The sequence below is a fragment of the Pseudomonas sp. NPDC087803 genome, from assembly GCF_044742995.1.
Lineage (GTDB): Bacteria > Pseudomonadota > Gammaproteobacteria > Pseudomonadales > Pseudomonadaceae > Aquipseudomonas.
Genome location: NZ_JBIUVO010000060.1, coordinates 1473 through 18119 on the forward strand (window position 1 = coordinate 1473; position 16647 = coordinate 18119).

The following is a 16647-nucleotide window of genomic DNA, read 5'->3' on the forward strand; positions in this document are numbered from 1 at the left end:
TCTCTCCACTAACTGTGTTGGAAAAGCTCAGAAACCGGCGGCTCGGGGGAGCGTTGGCCGGCTGTATGGCCTGGACCTGGAAAATAAGTGAGAATGCGGGCCAATGGCGGCCGGCAAATCGCGCCTATCATATCCAGAAATACTCTTTAGCTTAAGGCCCAAGGTGCAAATGAAACGATCTGCTTTCTTTATCTCCGATGGCACCGGCATCACTGCCGAAACCCTGGGTCAAAGCCTTCTGGCGCAGTTCGAAAACATTACCTTCAGCAAAGTCACGCGGCCGTATATCGACAACGCGGACAAAGCGCGGGCCATGGTACAACAAATCAACAAAGCCGCCGAAACCGACGGCATGCGCCCGATTATCTTCGACACCATTGTCAATCAGGACATCCGTGAGATTCTCGCGACCTCCAATGGTTTCATGATCGACATTTTCTCGACCTTCCTCGCCCCGCTGGAACAGGAACTGACCGAGCATTCTTCCTACACCGTCGGCAAGTCGCATTCGATCGGGCATAACTCCAATTACATGGAGCGCATCGAGGCGGTGAACTTCGCCCTCGACAACGACGACGGCGCGCGCACCCACTATTACGACAAGGCCGATCTGATACTAGTGGGCGTGTCGCGTTGTGGTAAGACGCCGACGTGCCTGTACATGGCAATGCAATTCGGCATCCGCGCGGCCAACTACCCGCTGACCGAAGACGACATGGAGCGCCTGACCCTGCCGACGGCATTGCGCGCGCATCAGCACAAGCTGTTCGGCCTGACCATCGACCCGGACCGCCTCACCGCGATCCGCAACGAGCGCAAGCCCAACAGCCGTTATTCGAGCTACGCCCAGTGCGAATTCGAAGTGCGCGAAGTGGAAAACCTGTTCCGCCGCGAGAACATCCCGCACATCAACTCCACGCATTTTTCGGTGGAAGAGATTTCGGCGAAGATTCTCGTGGAGAAAGGCGTGGAGCGGCGTTTCAAATAGATTTGTGGCGTCTGTTCTGACGCCTTCGCGAGCAAGCCCGCTCCCACAGGTTGATCGAGTTCCTCCAATTGGAATGCGATCGCATGTGGGAGCGGGCTTGCTCGCGAAGAACGCTTACACGGTTTCCGTTAATGCCCGCGCCAGGGCCTCGAACCCGGACAGCAACAACCGATCATCCCCCACCGCATTGCACACACTGGCCCGAATGAACTGTGGCACCGCCGCATGCCCGACCGCGAATGCCTCGGCGGTGGCCACCAGATAGTTGTTCTCCTTGAGCTCCGCCGCAATCTGCGACGCACGCCACAGTTGCGGTACCTCGATCCAGAAGTGCGGGCTATGCGCATCCGCCTTGTAATTGAGCCCCGCCAACACCGGCGCGACCAGCGCCTTGCGCCGGCCGATTTCGTTGATCTGTTCATCCAGCAAACGCTCGGCCATGCCGTTGTCGATCCAGCGGCTCGCCAGTTCCATCGCCAGCGGATTGGCCATCCAGCAGGTGCCGCGAATCGCGGCACTCAGGCGCCCGATCAGCGCCTGCGGCGCGTGCAGATAACCGACCCGCAGCCCCGCTGAAACCGCTTTGCTCAGACTGCCGATCAACACCGCGCGCTCGGCGGCGAAATGGCTCAGCGGCAACGGCCGCTCGCGGGCCAGCACCGCATGCGCGTCGTCCTCGAAAATCAGCAGATTGTGTTGGCGACAGATCTCGGCAATCGCCTCGCGCCGTGGCACCGACATGACTGCCGCCGTCGGGTTCTGAATCGTCGGCGTGCAGTACAGCGCCGAGACACGATGCTGACGGCAGACGTCGTCCAGCGCCGCCGGCAGCAGCCCTTCGTCATCCATTGCGACACCGATGAGTTTGATCCCCAACTGACGCGCGACGCTGATCAGCCCCGGGTAAGTCAAATGCTCGGTGACCAGCGTGTCGCCGGCCTTGAGCAGGCCCATCAAGGCGCACAGCAAGCCATGCTGGCCGCCATTGACGCACAACACCTGATCGGCGTGCGGCTGAAACGCGCCATGACTCAACCAGCGAGCCCCCGCCTGCCGATGCCGCAGCAAACCGCTTTCGACGGTGTAACCGGTCAACTGCTGCAAGCCGCGCGGATCACTGGCGAGGCTGTGCAGGGTCTGGCTCATGAATGCCGCTTCCTGCCCGGGGATCGGCTGATTGCGGCTCATGTCGAAACAGGCGCGCGGCTCATCACTGACATTGCGAAAGCCCTTGTCCTGCGGCCGCTCCATTCCGCGCTCAAGCACATAGGTGCCATCGCCGACCCGGGCCACCACCAGACCGACCCGCTCCAGCTCGCCATAAGCGCGACTGATGGTGCCGATGGTCACGCCCAGGCTATCGGCCAACAGCCTGTGCGGCGGCAGTTTTGCTCCCGCCGCGATCACGCCTTCGGCGATGGCCTGCTGCACCGCATCTGCCAGGCGCTTGTACTTCACGCCGACCCCGTTGGCGAGGCCGTCGCGGAGGATTGACACCATGGCAATACTTACTTTGACAGTCATTGTCGCCCCGAATAGCGTGCTGAAAACAGGTTCAATCAGGGATAACCCTTTTCAACAACCGGGTCAATGCGGAGCACCCAGCATGTCGACAGCCATCAGCGCACCGTTGAACGCCAGCAAACCCTGGCTCGCCGGATTGCTCACCAGCACGTTGTTTCTGATCGTCTGCCTGAGCTGGGGCACCACGTGGCTGGGGATCAGGATTGCCGTGGAAAGCGTGCCGCCACTGACCGCCGCGGGCCTGCGTTTTCTGATCGCCTTTCCGCTGTTCCTGAGCTTTGCCGTATTGCGCAAGGAACCGCTGCTGTTCCCACGGCAGAGCCGCTGGTTTTTCGTGTTCGTCACGCTGTCGTACTTCAGCCTGCCGTACTACCTGCTCAACTACGGCGAAATGCACGTTTCGTCCGGTCTGACCGCGCTGCTGTTCAGCTGCATGCCGGTGTTTATCCTGATGTTTTCCGCGCTGTTCCTGCGCGAGAAAATTCTCCCCACGCAGATGCTCGGTATCGCCATCGGTTTCGCCAGTCTGTTCATGATCATTCGCAGCCAGGGTCTGCATCTGGATCAGGCGGAATGGCTCGGCGTATTGGCGATTCTGTCTGCGGCGATCCTGCATGCGCTGTGCTACGTGGTGACCAAAAAGCACGGCAGCGCGATCAGCGTGATCACCTACAACACCCTGCCGATCGGCATCGCCGGGCTGATGTTATTTATTGTCGGCTTGAATCTGGAAGCGCCGGTATTCCACGACGTGAGCGCCCGCTCATGGGGCGCCCTGCTCTACCTCGGACTGGTGGCGTCGGTGGGCGGCTTCGTCGTGTATTTCATCCTGCTCAAACGCCTGAGCCCGGTGCTGCTGTCGTTCGTCTTCATCATCTTCCCGGTGTTCGCCCTGCTCATCGGCGCCTGGTACGAAGGCACGCCGATCTCCCGGGACCTGATGCTGTACTCGGCGATCCTGCTCGCCGGTTTCGCCATCACCAAGCTACCGCTCAAGCGTTGAAATCACCCACCACACGCAACTTTGAACATTGGAGGTTCAAATGTCGGTACACACCATGGAAACCCTCAGCCTGTACAACAGCGAACCCTACCGGCGCGCCTTTGGTGCCCGGGTCATCGCCGTGGTCGATCAGGCCGTGGTGCTGGAACATACGCTGTTCTATCCCACCGGCGGCGGGCAGCCGGGCGACACCGGGCATTTCAGCCTGGTAGACGGCACGCGAATCGCGGTCACCGGGACGCTGCGCGATCCCCTGCTGCCGTCGATCATCTGGCATCAGGTGCAGGAGTGCCCGCCGCAGTTGTGCACCGGCGCACTGCTCAACGCCAGCCTCGACTGGGAGCGGCGCTATCAGCACATGAAGATGCACACCTGCCTGCATCTGCTCGGTGCGCTGATCAAGGCGCCGGTCACCGGCTGCGGCATCAGCGCCGACAAGGGCCGACTGGATTTCGATCTGCCGGAGATGAGCCTCGACAAGGACCGCATCACCCGCGACCTCAACGCGTTGATCGAGCAAGGTTGCGCGGTCAATGTGCTGTCGATGCCCGCCTCGGAATACCCCACGTTGCTGGAGAAAACCGCCTGCAAGACGGTCAAGCCACCGGCCATTCAGGGTAACTTGCGCATGGTCGAGGTCAGCGGCGTCGACATCCAGCCCTGCGGCGGCACCCATGTGCACAACACTCGGGAAATCGGCCGGGTGTATTGCGAAAAGATCGAGAAGAAGAGCCGCCACAATCGCCGGGTGACCCTGCGCTTTGCCTGAGTTGCCGACCCTGGAGCGGATGAAAATTTCTTCACCCAAACCCGACAGGTTCTTTACGTCTTTGTAACATCGCCAAACATACAATCCGCGCAAGCAGCCCATCCGGTTCGCAAACCGGATGCGCCCGCCCTTCTGGCCCGATGATTCAGCGGGCCCGCAACATTCACTGCCCACTTGAACCTGAAGAACGAGCACCCGCTCATTCTCGGTGGGTCGTGCAGACAGAAGCTACGCTCAGGCTGCCGCGCCCCTTTGCAAACCGCTGGAATCACTGCGTATGAAGAAAGTGTTCCGTCACTACATCCCGGCCACCACCCGGCGCTTGCTGCCCAATCGCTGGGACCTGATCGCCATGCCGCTGGTGATCGGCTTCCTGCTGTTTTTCTCGATCACCGCCCGGGAAACCTGGGCACCGATCGCCACGTTGCAGAGCGAGGTGATTTCCCTCGACCCCGGCAACCTGCCGGAATACGCCATGCGCACCACCCTGCGCATGCTCGCGGCGATGGTTGCGGCGCTGGTGTTCACTCTGCTTTACGGCACCCTGGCGGCCAAGAGCCGCCGTGCGGAAAAACTGCTGGTGCCGGTGCTCGATATCCTGCAATCGGTGCCGGTGCTGGGTTACATCTCGTTCACCGTGACCTTCTTTCTGCTGTTGTTTCCCGGCCGGGTACTCGGCGCGGAGTTTGCCGCGATCTTTGCGATTTTCACCAGTCAGGCGTGGAACATGACGTTCAGCTTCTACCAGTCGCTGCGCATGTTGCCGCGGGATCTGCTGGAGGTGTCGACCAACCTGCAACTGTCCGGCTGGCAGAGTTTCTGGAAACTCGACGTGCCCTTCGCCATGCCCGGGCTGGTGTGGAACATGATGATGAGCATGTCCGGTGGCTGGTTTTTCGTCGTGGCGTCGGAGGCGATCACCGTCGGTGATCAGACCATCACCTTGCCGGGCATCGGCTCGTACCTGGCGCTGGCCATCGCGCAGCAAGACTTGCACGCGGTGGGCTACGTGATCCTGACGATGATCGTGGTGATCCTGATCTACGACCAGTTCCTGTTCCGCCCGCTGGTGGCCTGGGCCGACAAGTTCCGCATGGAGAACACCGCCTCGCAGACCGCCGCGCCGGAGTCATGGGTGCTCAATCTGATCCAGCGCACCCGCTTGATCCAGCGCCTGCTGCGCCCGTTCAGCCGCGCCATCAGCCGGCTGGGCAACATGCGTTTGAGCCTGCCACGCGCGGCGCGTCAGGCGATTGCCTCGGACAACCCGGCGACGTCGAAGATGATCGACTGGGTCTGGGGCACGCTGATCGGGTTGCTGACCGCTTATGCGCTGTATCACATCGTGCTGTATGTCGGCAGCGAGGTGACACTGGGCGAAGTCGGTCATGTGTTGCTGCTGGGGTTCTTCACCCTGCTGCGGGTGGCCGGGTTGATCCTCATCGCCTCGCTGATCTGGGTGCCGCTCGGCGTGATGATCGGCCTGCGCCCGGCACTGGCGGAGAAGATCCAGCCGCTGGCGCAGTTCCTCGCGGCGTTCCCGGCGAACCTGCTGTTCCCGGTGTTCGTCATCGTCATCCTGCGCTACCAGTTGAACCCGGACATCTGGCTCAGCCCGCTGATCGTGCTCGGCACCCAGTGGTACATCCTGTTCAACGTGATCGCCGGGGCCAGCGCCTTCCCCAACGACTACAAGGAAGCCGCGACCAACTTCCGCATTCGCGGCTGGCTGTGGTGGCGCAAGGTGATGCTGCCGGGGATTTTTCCGTATTACGTGACCGGCGCCATCACTGCCTCGGGCGGCGCGTGGAACGCCAGCATTGTCTCCGAATTCGTTTCCTGGGGGCAGGACAAAGTCGTCGCCCACGGCCTCGGCGCCTACATCGCCCAGACCACCGCCGCCGGCGACTTTCCGAAAATTACCCTCGGCGTGGTGGTCATGGCGATCTTTGTCGTGGCCTTCAATCGACTGGTCTGGCGGCCGATGTACGCCGTGGCCGAAAACAAACTGCGCCTGAACTGACGGGACTTGCCGCGATGAATACCTACACCGAACCAACCGCCGCCAGCCCTGAAATCTATTCGCTCAGCGATGTGAACCGGGTGTTTGGCAAGGGCAAGGAAGAACTGCAAGTGCTCAGCGGGGTCGATCTGACCCTGCGCGAGGGCGAAATCGTCGGCATGCTCGGCCGCTCCGGCTCGGGCAAGTCGACGTTGCTGCGGATTATTGCCGGGCTGATCGAACCGTCGTCGGGCACTGTCCTGTACAACGGGCAACCGCTGCACGGCCCGGCCGAAGGCGTGGCCATGGTGTTCCAGACCTTTGCATTGTTCCCGTGGCTGACCGTGCTGGAAAACGTCGAGGCCGGCCTGCAAGCCTTGCAGGTCGAGCGCAAGGCTGCGCGTAAACGGGCGCTGGCGGCGATCGACCTGATCGGCCTCGACGGTTTTGAAAACGCCTACCCGCGCGAGCTCTCCGGTGGCATGCGCCAGCGCGTCGGATTCGCCCGCGCCCTGGTGGTCAACCCGACCCTGTTGCTGATGGACGAACCCTTTTCGGCGCTCGACGTACTGACCGCCGAAACCCTGCGCACGGATCTGCTGGACCTGTGGAGCGGCAAGCAACTGCCGATCAAGTCGATCCTGATCGTCACCCACAACATCGAAGAAGCGGTGCTGATGTGCGACCGCATTCTGGTGTTGTCGTCCAACCCGGGGCGAGTGGTAGCGGAAATCAAAGTGCCGTTCGCCCACCCCCGCAACCGTCTCGATCCGGACTTCCGGCAGATGGTCGATGACATTTACGCGCAGATGACCGACCGGCGCAGCGCCGATGCCAGCGTCGGTAAACCCGAGCTGAAAATGAGCAGCCCGCTGCCGGAAGTCTCGACCAACCTGATGGCCGGTCTGATCGAAACGATCGCCGCCGAACCCTACAACGGCCACGCCGGCCTGCCCACCGTGGCCGAGAGACGCTTGCTGGAAGTCGACGATCTGTTCCCGGTGGCCGAGATGATCGAACACCTCGGTTTCGCCGAACTCAAAGGCGCCGACATCAGCCTGACCGAGGCCGGCAAACTGTTTGCCGACTACGGCACCCAAGAGCGCAAAACCCTGTTCGCCGAACACCTGATTCGCCATGTACCGCTGGCCGCACGCATCCGTCAGGTGCTGCTGGAACGCAATGGTCACCGTGCGCCACGGGTGCGTTTCGAGCAGGAGCTGCAGGATTCGCTGACCGAAGCGTTCGTCGAGAAAACCCTTGAAGTGGTGATCGCCTGGGGGCGTTACGCGGAGATTTTCTCCTACGACGACCACACCGAAACCTTCAGCCTGGAAGATGTCGAGGGCAGCCTGTAGCCCGCGACACCTCTGGCGTTGGCCTAGATCACGAACAGCTCGACAAAGCGATTGACCGGCGTGGCTTCGAGCGCTTGCTGATCCATGCACAGGGTGAAGATCTCGTTGCTGCGCTGGTGGGTGAAACGCGTCGCCAGGTTGGCCTTGAACTTGTCCTCCAGCAACGGGATGCCATCGGCGCGGCGGCGACGGTGGCCGATCGGGTATTCGACCACCACGTTCTCGGTGCTCGATCCATCCTTGAAAAACACCTGCACCGCGTTGGCAATCGAACGCTTGTCGGCCTGCAGATACTCGCGGGTGAAACGCGGGTCTTCGACGATGACCATCTTCTCGCGCAGCACATCGATGATCGGGTGCGCGGCGTGAAAGTCGTCTTCGTACTGCTCGGCCAGCAGGTTGCCGAACGCCAGCGGCACGGCGGTCATGTACTGCAGGCAGTGGTCACGGTCGGCGGCGTTGGCCAGCGGTCCGACCTTGGAAATGATGCGAATCGCCGACTCGTGGGTGGTGATGACGATGCGGTCGATTTCATGCAAGCGGTTGCGCACCAACGGATGCAAGGTCACCGCTGCTTCGCAGGCGGTTTGCGCATGGAATTCGGCGGGGAAGCTGATCTTGAACAGCACGTTTTCCATGACGTAACTGCCGTAGGGCCGCGAGAAACTGAAGGCGCGTTTGCCTTCAGGCTTGAGCGCCAGATCGTTGTTGGTGTGGCTGAACGACACGTCATAGAAGCCCCACTGTTTGGCCGTCAGCACGCCGGGAATGCCCATCTCGCCACGCAGGGCGATGTCCGCCAGACGCACGCCACGACTGGTCGCATCCCCCGCCGCCCAGGATTTGCGCGACCCGGCGTTCGGCGCATGGCGATAGGTGCGCAGCGCCTGACCATCGGCAAACGCATGGGACAACGCCGACAGCAGTTGCTCGCGATTGGCGCCCATCAGTTTCGCGGTGACAGCGGTCGAAGCGACTTTCACCAGCAGAACGTGGTCGAGGCCGACGCGGTTGAAGGAGTTTTCCAGGGCGATCACGCCTTGAATCTCATGGGCCATGATCATCGCTTCAAGCACGTCGCGCACTGTCAGCGGCGCTTCACCGTTGGCGATACGCTTCTGCGACAGGTGATCGGCCACCGCGAGAATCGCGCCGAGGTTGTCCGACGGATGCCCCCACTCGGCGGCGAGCCAGGTGTCGTTGTAGTCGAGCCAGCGCACGATGCAGCCGATGTCCCACGCGGCTTTCACCGGGTCGAGGCGATACGACGTGCCCGGCACCCGCGCCCCGCACGGCACCACGGTACCCTCGACGAGCGGGCCGAGGTGTTTGGTGCACTCGGGAAAACGCAGCGCCAGCAGGCCACAGCCCAACGTGTCCATCAGACAGTTACGGGCGGTGTCGAGGGCTTCGGCAGATTCGATGGTGAAGGTGAGGACGTAATCGGCGATGTCCTGCAGGACACGGTCGTAGTCGGGGCGGTTGTTCAGGTCGACGTTGGCGCTCATGTTCGATTCACTCTTGCAGTGGTTCGTTGATGGGACCTCGGTTCAGGCTGGCAATTTTTTATTATTGAATGCACTCACTGAAGGAGCTGCCGAAGGCTGCGATCCTTTGATCCTGATCTGCAAAAACAAAATCAAAAGATCGCAGCCTGCGGCAGCTCCTACAGGGATATATCGGTCGCAATGATCCAGTGTGGGAGCGGGCTTGCTCGCGAAGGCGTCGTGTCAGTCGACATCTCTATTGCCTGGTGCGCCGCTTTCGCGAGCAAGCCCGCTCCCACAGTTTTGTTCGGTGTTGGCTCAGAAGGCGTCGCCGGGGATGCGCACGTAGCCTTCCATAAGGACGCGCGCACTGCGGCTCATGATGGCTTTTTTCACCACCCACTCAGCGTTTTCCAGGCTGGCCTCGGCGCCTACGCGCAGCGTCCCGGAGGGATGGCCGAAGCGCACCGCGTTGCGTTCGACACCGCCCGCCGCGAGGTTGACCAACGTCCCGGAGATCGCCGCCGCCGTGCCAATCGCCACCGCCGCCGTGCCCATCATCGCGTGGTGCAGTTTGCCCATCGACAATGCGCGCACCAGCAGATCCACATCAGCGGCAGCAATCGCCTTGCCGCTGGACGCCACATAATCCGCAGGCCTGGCGACGAACGCGACTTTCGGTGTGTGCTGTCGCTTGGCCGCTTCGTCCAGATTCGCAATCAGGCCCATGCGCAATGCACCGTAGGCGCGGATGGTTTCGAACATCTGCAGCGCTTGCGGATCGCCGTTGATCGCGCTCTGAAGCTCGGTACCGGTGTAGCCGATGTCTGCGGCGTTGACGAAAATCGTCGGAATCCCGGCGTTGATCATGGTCGCCTTGAACGTGCCGACACCCGGCACTTCCAGCTCGTCGATCAGGTTACCGGTGGGGAACATCGAACCGCCGCCACCCTCTTCTTCCGCTGCCGGGTCCATGAACTCCAGTTGCACTTCGGCGGCCGGAAAGGTCACGCCGTCGAGTTCGAAATCACCGGTTTCCTGCACTTCGCCGTTGGTGATCGGCACATGGGCGATGATGGTCTTGCCGATGTTGGCCTGCCACACGCGCACCACCGCCACACCGTTGTGCGGAATGCGGCTGGCATCCACCAGACCGTTGCTGATGGCGAACGAACCGACCGCCGCCGAGAGGTTGCCGCAGTTACCGCTCCAGTCGACGAACGGCTTGTCGATGGAGACTTGACCGAACAGGTAATCGACGTCGTGATCGGCCTTGCTGCTTTTCGACAGAATCACGGTTTTGCTGGTGCTCGAAGTGGCGCCGCCCATGCCGTCGATCTGCTTGTCGTAGGGGTCAGGGCTGCCGATCACCCGCAGCAGCAAGGCATCGCGGGCCGGGCCGGGAACCTGCGCGGCTTCGGGCAGGTCCTTGAGGCTGAAAAACACCCCTTTGCTGGTGCCGCCGCGCATGTAGGTGGCGGGGATTTTGATCTGCGGTGCGAAATTAGCTACGTGAGCCATGGTGCTCCTTAACCACAGGCGTGAAATGGGGACCTCACGCCTGTATCAGTAGATTTAAACAGCAACCGCCGACTCTTCGAGGAAGTCCTGGGCGAAGCGTTGCAACACGCCGCCGGCCTCGTAGATCGACACTTCTTCAGCGGTGTCCAGACGGCAGGTCACCGGCACTTCAACGCGCTCGCCGTTGTTGCGGTGGATCACCAGCGTCAGGTCGGCGCGCGGGGTGCGGGCGCCGATTACGTCGTAGGTTTCGCTGCCGTCGATGGCCAGGGTGTGGCGGTCGGTGCCCGGTTTGAACTCCAGCGGCAACACGCCCATGCCCACCAGGTTGGTGCGGTGGATGCGCTCGAAACCTTCTGCGACGATCGCTTCGACACCCGCCAGCCGCACACCCTTCGCCGCCCAGTCGCGGGACGAACCCTGACCGTAGTCGGCGCCGGCAATGATGATCAGCGGCTGCTTGCGCTCCATGTAGGTTTCGATGGCTTCCCACATGCGCATGACCTGGCCTTCCGGCTCGACCCGCGCCAGCGAACCCTGTTTGACTTTGCCGTTTTCCTGGACCATTTCGTTGAACAGTTTCGGGTTGGCGAAGGTGGCGCGCTGCGCGGTCAAGTGGTCACCACGGTGCGTGGCGTAGGAGTTGAAGTCCTCTTCCGGCAGGCCCATTTTCGCCAGATATTCACCGGCGGCGCTGTCGAGCATGATCGCGTTCGAGGGCGACAGGTGATCGGTGGTGATGTTGTCCGGCAGCACCGCCAGCGGGCGCATGCCCTTCAGCGGCCGCGCGCCGGCCAGCGCACCTTCCCAATACGGTGGACGGCGGATGTAGGTGCTCATCTCGCGCCAGTCGTACAGCGGCGTGACTTTCGGGCCGGTGTCTTCATGGACGGCGAACATCGGAATGTAGACCTGACGGAACTGCTCCGGCTTCACCGACGATTTCACCACCGCGTCGATTTCTTCGTCGCTCGGCCAGATGTCTTTCAGGCGGATTTCCTTGCCGTCGACCACCCCCAGCACATCTTTCTCGATGTCGAAACGGATGGTCCCGGCGATGGCGTAAGCGACCACCAGCGGCGGCGACGCGAGGAACGCCTGTTTAGCGTACGGGTGAATGCGCCCGTCGAAGTTGCGGTTGCCGGAAAGCACGGCAGTCGCATACAGATCGCGGTCGATGATCTCTTGCTGGATCAGCGGATCGAGGGCGCCGGACATGCCGTTGCAGGTGGTGCAGGCGAATGCGACGACACCGAAACCAAGTTGCTCCAGCTCGCTGGTCAGCCCCGCTTCATCGAGGTACAGCGCCACAGTTTTCGAACCCGGCGCCAGCGAGGATTTGACCCACGGTTTGCGCGTCAGCCCAAGCTTGTTGGCATTGCGCGCCAAGAGGCCTGCGGCGATCACGTTGCGTGGGTTGCTGGTGTTGGTGCAGCTGGTGATGGCGGCGATGATCACTGCGCCGTCAGGCATTTGCCCCGGCACGTCATCCCACTGCCCGGAGATGCCTTTGGCCGCCAGATCCGACACCGCGACGCGGGCGTGCGGGTTGCTCGGGCCGGCCATGTTGCGCACCACCGAAGACAAATCGAAGGTCAGGCCGCGCTCGTATTGCGCGCCTTTCAGGCTATCGGCCCACAGGCCGTTGAGCTTGGCGTACTGCTCGACGAGCTGCACTTGCTGGTCTTCGCGACCGGTGAGTTTCAGGTAGTCGATGGTCTGCTGGTCGATGTAGAACATCGCGGCCGTGGCGCCGTATTCCGGGGCCATGTTGGAGATGGTCGCGCGGTCGCCGAGGGTCAGCGCCGAGGCGCCTTCGCCGAAGAACTCCAGCCACGCGCCGACGACTTTCTGTTTGCGCAGGTACTCGGTCAGCGCCAGCACCATGTCGGTGGCAGTGATGCCCGGTTGCAGCTTGCCGGTCAGTTCAACGCCGACGCTTTCCGGCAGGCGCATCCACGAGGCGCGGCCGAGCATCACGCTCTCGGCTTCGAGGCCACCGACGCCGATGGCGATCACGCCCAGCGCATCGACGTGCGGGGTATGGCTGTCGGTGCCGACGCAGGTGTCGGGGAATGCCACGCCGTCGCGCACCTGGATCACCGGAGACATTTTCTCCAGGTTGATCTGGTGCATGATGCCGTTGCCCGGCGGGATCACGTCGACGTTCTTGAAGGCTTTTTTGGTCCAGTTGATGAAGTGGAAACGGTCTTCGTTGCGCCGATCTTCGATGGCGCGGTTTTTCTCGAATGCCTGCGGGTCAAAACCGCCCGCCTCCACCGCCAGCGAGTGGTCGACGATCAGTTGCGTCGGCACCACCGGGTTGACCTGCGCCGGGTCACCGCCCTGCAGGGCAATCGCATCGCGCAGGCCGGCGAGGTCGACCAGCGCGGTCTGGCCGAGAATGTCGTGGCACACCACGCGCGCCGGGAACCACGGGAAGTCGAGGTCACGCTTGCGCTCGATCAGTTGTTTCAGCGAGTCGGTGAGCGTGGCCGGGTCGCAGCGACGCACAAGGTTTTCCGCCAGCACGCGGGAGGTGTACGGCAGGGTGTCGTAACTGCCGGGCTGAATCGCCTCGACCGCCGCACGGACGTCGAAATAATCCAGGGAACTGCCGGGCAGGTTTTTGCGGAATTCTGTGTTCATCGGGTCAGGACTCGGGTCACGGTAGTTTCAAAGGGTGAAGGCCCCCACACCGATCCCTGTAGGAGCTGCCGAAGGCTGCGATCTTTTGATATTGTTTTTCAAGATCAAGATCAAGATCAAAAGATCGCAGCCTTCGGCAGCTCCTACAGGGGTTACGCTTTGTGGCTGGCCCTCACCATTCAGCGACGTTCGATTGGCACGAACTTGCGCTGTTCGACGCCGATGTACTCGGCGCTTGGACGGATGATGCGGTTATTGGCGCGCTGCTCGAACACGTGCGCAGCCCAGCCGGTCAGGCGCGAGCAGACGAAAATCGGCGTGAACAGCTTGGTCGGGATGCCCATGAAGTGATACGCCGAGGCATGGTAGAAGTCGGCATTCGGGAACAGTTTTTTCTGCTCCCACATGGTCTTGTCGATGGCTTCGGAAACCGCAAACAGCACCTTGTCCCCGACTTCGTCGGCAAGTTTTTTCGACCAGCCCTTGATCACCTCGTTGCGCGGATCGCTGTCCTTATAGATCGCGTGGCCGAAGCCCATGATCTTGTCCTTGCGCTCGAGCATGCCGAGGGTGCCTTTGATCGCCTCTTCCGGCGACGAGAAGCGCTCGATCATTTCCATCGCCGCTTCGTTGGCGCCGCCGTGCAGCGGGCCACGCAACGAACCGATGGCGGCGGTGACGCAGGAATACAGGTCGGACAGGGTCGATGCGCAAACGCGAGCGGTAAAGGTCGAGGCGTTGAATTCGTGTTCGGCGTAGAGAATCAGCGAGACGTTCATCACTTTGACGTGCAGTTCGCTCGGCTTCTTGTCGTGCAGCAGGTGCAGGAAGTGGCCGCCGATGGTTGGCTCGTCGCTGACGCAGTTGATGCGCTTGCCATCGTGACTGAAGCGATACCAGTAGCACATGATCGCCGGGAATGCGGCCAGCAGGCGGTCAGTCTTGTCGCGCTGTTCGGAGAAGTCTATCTCCGGCTCGAGGTTGCCGAGGAACGAGCAACCGGTGCGCATCACGTCCATCGGGTGGGCGTCGGCGGGAATGCGCTCAAGCACTTCTTTCAGTGCCTGCGGCAGGTCGCGCAGCTTGCTCAGCTTTTGCTGGTAAGCGTCGAGTTGCGCCTGGGTCGGCAGCTCGCCGTACAGCAGCAGGTACGCGACTTCTTCGAACTGCGCGTCTGCCGCCAGTTCACGCACGTCGTAGCCGCGATAGGTCAGCCCGGCACCGGCCTGGCCCACGGTGGACAATGCGGTTTGCCCGGCAACCTGGCCCCGGAGCCCGGCGCCACTGAGTACTTTTGCTTCGGCCATTGCTGTCTCCAATCTTGAATTTGTTAGGGAATCTGCAATTACGGTGGTGTTGGCAAAAGATCGCAGCCTCGTTGCACTCGACAGCTCCTACAGGGGAATGCGGTTCATGTAGGAGCTGCCGAAGGCTGCGATCTTTTGATCTTCATTTTTTAGCGGCAAACAACGCATCGAGCTTCTGCTCGAAGGTGTGGTAGTCAATGCGATCGTAAAGCTCCATGCGCGTCTGCATGGTGTCGATGACATTCTGCTGGGTGCCGTCGCGGCGGATCGCGGTGTAGACGTTTTCCGCGGCCTTGTTCATTGCGCGGAACGCCGACAGCGGGTACAGCACCAGCGACACGTCGGCGCCGGCCAGTTGCTCGGTGGTGTACAGCGGCGTCGAGCCGAACTCGGTGATGTTGGCGAGGATCGGCGCCTTCACCCGGTTGGCGAACAGCTTGTACATCTCAAGCTCGGTGATGGCTTCCGGGAAGATCATGTCGGCGCCGGCCTCGATGCACGCCGCGGCGCGATCCAGGGCGGATTCCAGACCTTCAACCGCCAGCGCGTCGGTGCGCGCCATGATCACGAAACTGTCGTCGGTACGGGCATCGACGGCGGCCTTGATGCGATCGACCATTTCCTGCTGGGTGACGATTTCCTTGTTCGGACGGTGGCCGCAGCGCTTGGCGCCGACTTGGTCTTCGATGTGAATCGCCGCCGCGCCGAACTTGATCATCGACTTGACGGTGCGCGCCACGTTGAACGCCGAGGCGCCGAAACCGGTGTCGACGTCTACCAGCAGCGGCAAGTCGCAGACGTCGGTGATGCGCCGCACGTCGGTGAGCACGTCATCCAGGCCGGTGATGCCCAGGTCCGGCACACCGAGGGAACCTGCGGCCACCCCGCCACCGGACAGGTAGATCGCCTTGAACCCGGCACGCTTGGCCAGCAGCGCGTGGTTGGCGTTGATCGCGCCGACCACCTGCAATGGATGCTCGCTGGCGACCGCATCGCGGAAACGCTGGCCTGGAGTGTTCTGCTTGGAACTCATGACTCACCTCGTTCAGTGGCTGTCTTATTGTCGGCGCCGTCCTGGTAATGACGGGCGATGTTGCGTTTCGAGGCGCCGATGTGGCGGCGCATCAACAATTCCGCGAGCTCGCCGTCACGGTCGGCGATGGCATCGAGAATCCGGTGGTGCTCGGCGAAGGCCTGACGCGGCCGGTTCGGCGTGGTGGAAAACTGGATGCGGTACATGCGCACCAGTTGATACAGCTCGCCGCAGAGCATCTGCGTCAGCGTGCGGTTGCCGCTGCCCTGAATGATCCGATAGTGAAAGTCGAAATCGCCTTCCTGCTGGTAGTAGCCGACGCCGGCCTGAAACGCAGCGTCGCGTTCGTGGGTTTCCAGCACCCGGCGCAGTTCGTCGATGTCTTCGGCGCTCATGCGCTCGGCCGCCAGCCGGCAGGCCATGCCTTCAAGGGATTCACGGATTTCATAGAGTTCGAGCAGTTCGGCGTGGCTGAGCGAGACCACCCGCGCGCCGACATGCGGTACGCGCACCAGCAGGCGCTGGCCCTCCAGCCGATGAATGGCCTCGCGCAGCGGCCCGCGACTGATGCCATAGGTGCGCGCCAGTTCAGGCTCGGAGATCTTGCTGCCCGGGGCGATCTCACCTTTGACGATGGCCGCCTGGATACGCCGGAAGACGTTTTCCGAAAGCGTTTCGGAATCATCGCCACTGATGACCGGGGGATCGAGTTGATCCAGCATGATTGTCGACACCTTTAAATCCAATGCGGCAAAAAGTAGTCAATTCGCCGGCGACAGTCAAAGAATAAATAGACATTGTCGACAATCGTCTAATAAGCCAAAAAGATCGCGGCCTGCGGCAGCTCCTACATTGATTCCTGTAGGAGCTGCCGCAGGCTGCGATCTTTTGATCTTTTACAGACCGGCCCCAGCGCTGGCGCCATAAAACCACCGTGCTAGAATGCCGCCCGCATTTGCTGGCCATTTGTACGGCTTGTCATAAAAAGCTGATAGGCACACGAAGG

General features: G+C 61.7%; 12 protein-coding genes. 5 read left to right on the forward strand and 7 right to left on the reverse strand.

Annotation, left to right across the window (positions count from 1 at the left end; translation table 11 throughout):
- Positions 1-169 precede the first annotated feature (169 nt).
- Positions 170-988: a pyruvate, water dikinase regulatory protein gene (locus ACIOUG_RS22040; RefSeq protein WP_003223283.1), complete on the forward strand. Its 819-nt coding sequence runs from the start codon at positions 170-172 to the stop codon at positions 986-988.
- 114 nt (positions 989-1102) lie between these two features.
- Here ACIOUG_RS22040 and ACIOUG_RS22045 read toward each other — a convergent pair whose 3' ends face one another.
- A complete protein-coding gene (locus tag ACIOUG_RS22045) occupies positions 1103-2512 on the reverse strand; it encodes a PLP-dependent aminotransferase family protein (protein WP_401068649.1) in 1410 nt (469 codons plus the stop codon).
- An 82-nt stretch (positions 2513-2594) separates the two neighbouring features.
- Between ACIOUG_RS22045 and ACIOUG_RS22050 the strand changes: the two genes are divergently transcribed.
- The 4 genes from ACIOUG_RS22050 (at position 2595) to ACIOUG_RS22065 (ending at position 7644) form a co-directional block, all read left to right on the forward strand.
- Positions 2595-3515, forward strand: coding sequence for a DMT family transporter (locus ACIOUG_RS22050; RefSeq protein WP_401068651.1), 921 nt, complete (start codon positions 2595-2597; stop codon positions 3513-3515).
- A 40-nt stretch (positions 3516-3555) separates the two neighbouring features.
- Complete coding sequence (locus tag ACIOUG_RS22055; RefSeq protein ID WP_401068653.1) at positions 3556-4284, forward strand: alanyl-tRNA editing protein; 729 nt, start codon at positions 3556-3558, stop codon at positions 4282-4284.
- Between the two features lie 277 nt (positions 4285-4561).
- Positions 4562-6307, forward strand: coding sequence for an ABC transporter permease (locus tag ACIOUG_RS22060; RefSeq protein WP_401068655.1), 1746 nt, complete (start codon positions 4562-4564; stop codon positions 6305-6307).
- Between the two features lie 14 nt (positions 6308-6321).
- A complete protein-coding gene (locus ACIOUG_RS22065; protein ID WP_401068656.1) occupies positions 6322-7644 on the forward strand; it encodes an AAA-associated domain-containing protein in 1323 nt (440 codons plus the stop codon).
- A 23-nt stretch (positions 7645-7667) separates the two neighbouring features.
- Here ACIOUG_RS22065 and prpD read toward each other — a convergent pair whose 3' ends face one another.
- The 6 genes from prpD to ACIOUG_RS22095 all read right to left on the reverse strand — a co-directional run bounded on the left by prpD (position 7668) and on the right by ACIOUG_RS22095 (position 16360).
- Positions 7668-9152 (reverse strand): 2-methylcitrate dehydratase, encoded by a 1485-nt coding sequence (prpD, locus tag ACIOUG_RS22070; RefSeq protein WP_401068658.1) that lies wholly within the window; start codon positions 9150-9152, stop codon positions 7668-7670.
- A gap of 297 nt (positions 9153-9449) precedes the next feature.
- Entirely contained in the window at positions 9450-10652 is a 1203-nt protein-coding gene (prpF, locus tag ACIOUG_RS22075) for a 2-methylaconitate cis-trans isomerase PrpF (protein WP_401068659.1), read from the reverse strand.
- Between the two features lie 54 nt (positions 10653-10706).
- A complete protein-coding gene (acnD, locus tag ACIOUG_RS22080) occupies positions 10707-13301 on the reverse strand; it encodes a Fe/S-dependent 2-methylisocitrate dehydratase AcnD (RefSeq protein ID WP_401068661.1) in 2595 nt (864 codons plus the stop codon).
- A gap of 179 nt (positions 13302-13480) precedes the next feature.
- Positions 13481-14608, reverse strand: coding sequence for a 2-methylcitrate synthase (gene prpC / locus ACIOUG_RS22085; protein WP_401068664.1), 1128 nt, complete (start codon positions 14606-14608; stop codon positions 13481-13483).
- 142 nt (positions 14609-14750) lie between these two features.
- Positions 14751-15641 carry a methylisocitrate lyase gene (prpB, locus tag ACIOUG_RS22090; protein WP_041067638.1) on the reverse strand — a complete coding sequence of 297 codons (891 nt, stop codon included), beginning with the start codon at positions 15639-15641 and terminating at the stop codon, positions 14751-14753.
- Positions 15638-16360 (reverse strand): GntR family transcriptional regulator, encoded by a 723-nt coding sequence (locus ACIOUG_RS22095; RefSeq protein WP_401068681.1) that lies wholly within the window; start codon positions 16358-16360, stop codon positions 15638-15640. The genes prpB and ACIOUG_RS22095 overlap by 4 nt, the downstream gene beginning before the upstream one ends.
- Positions 16361-16647: the final 287 nt, after the last annotated feature.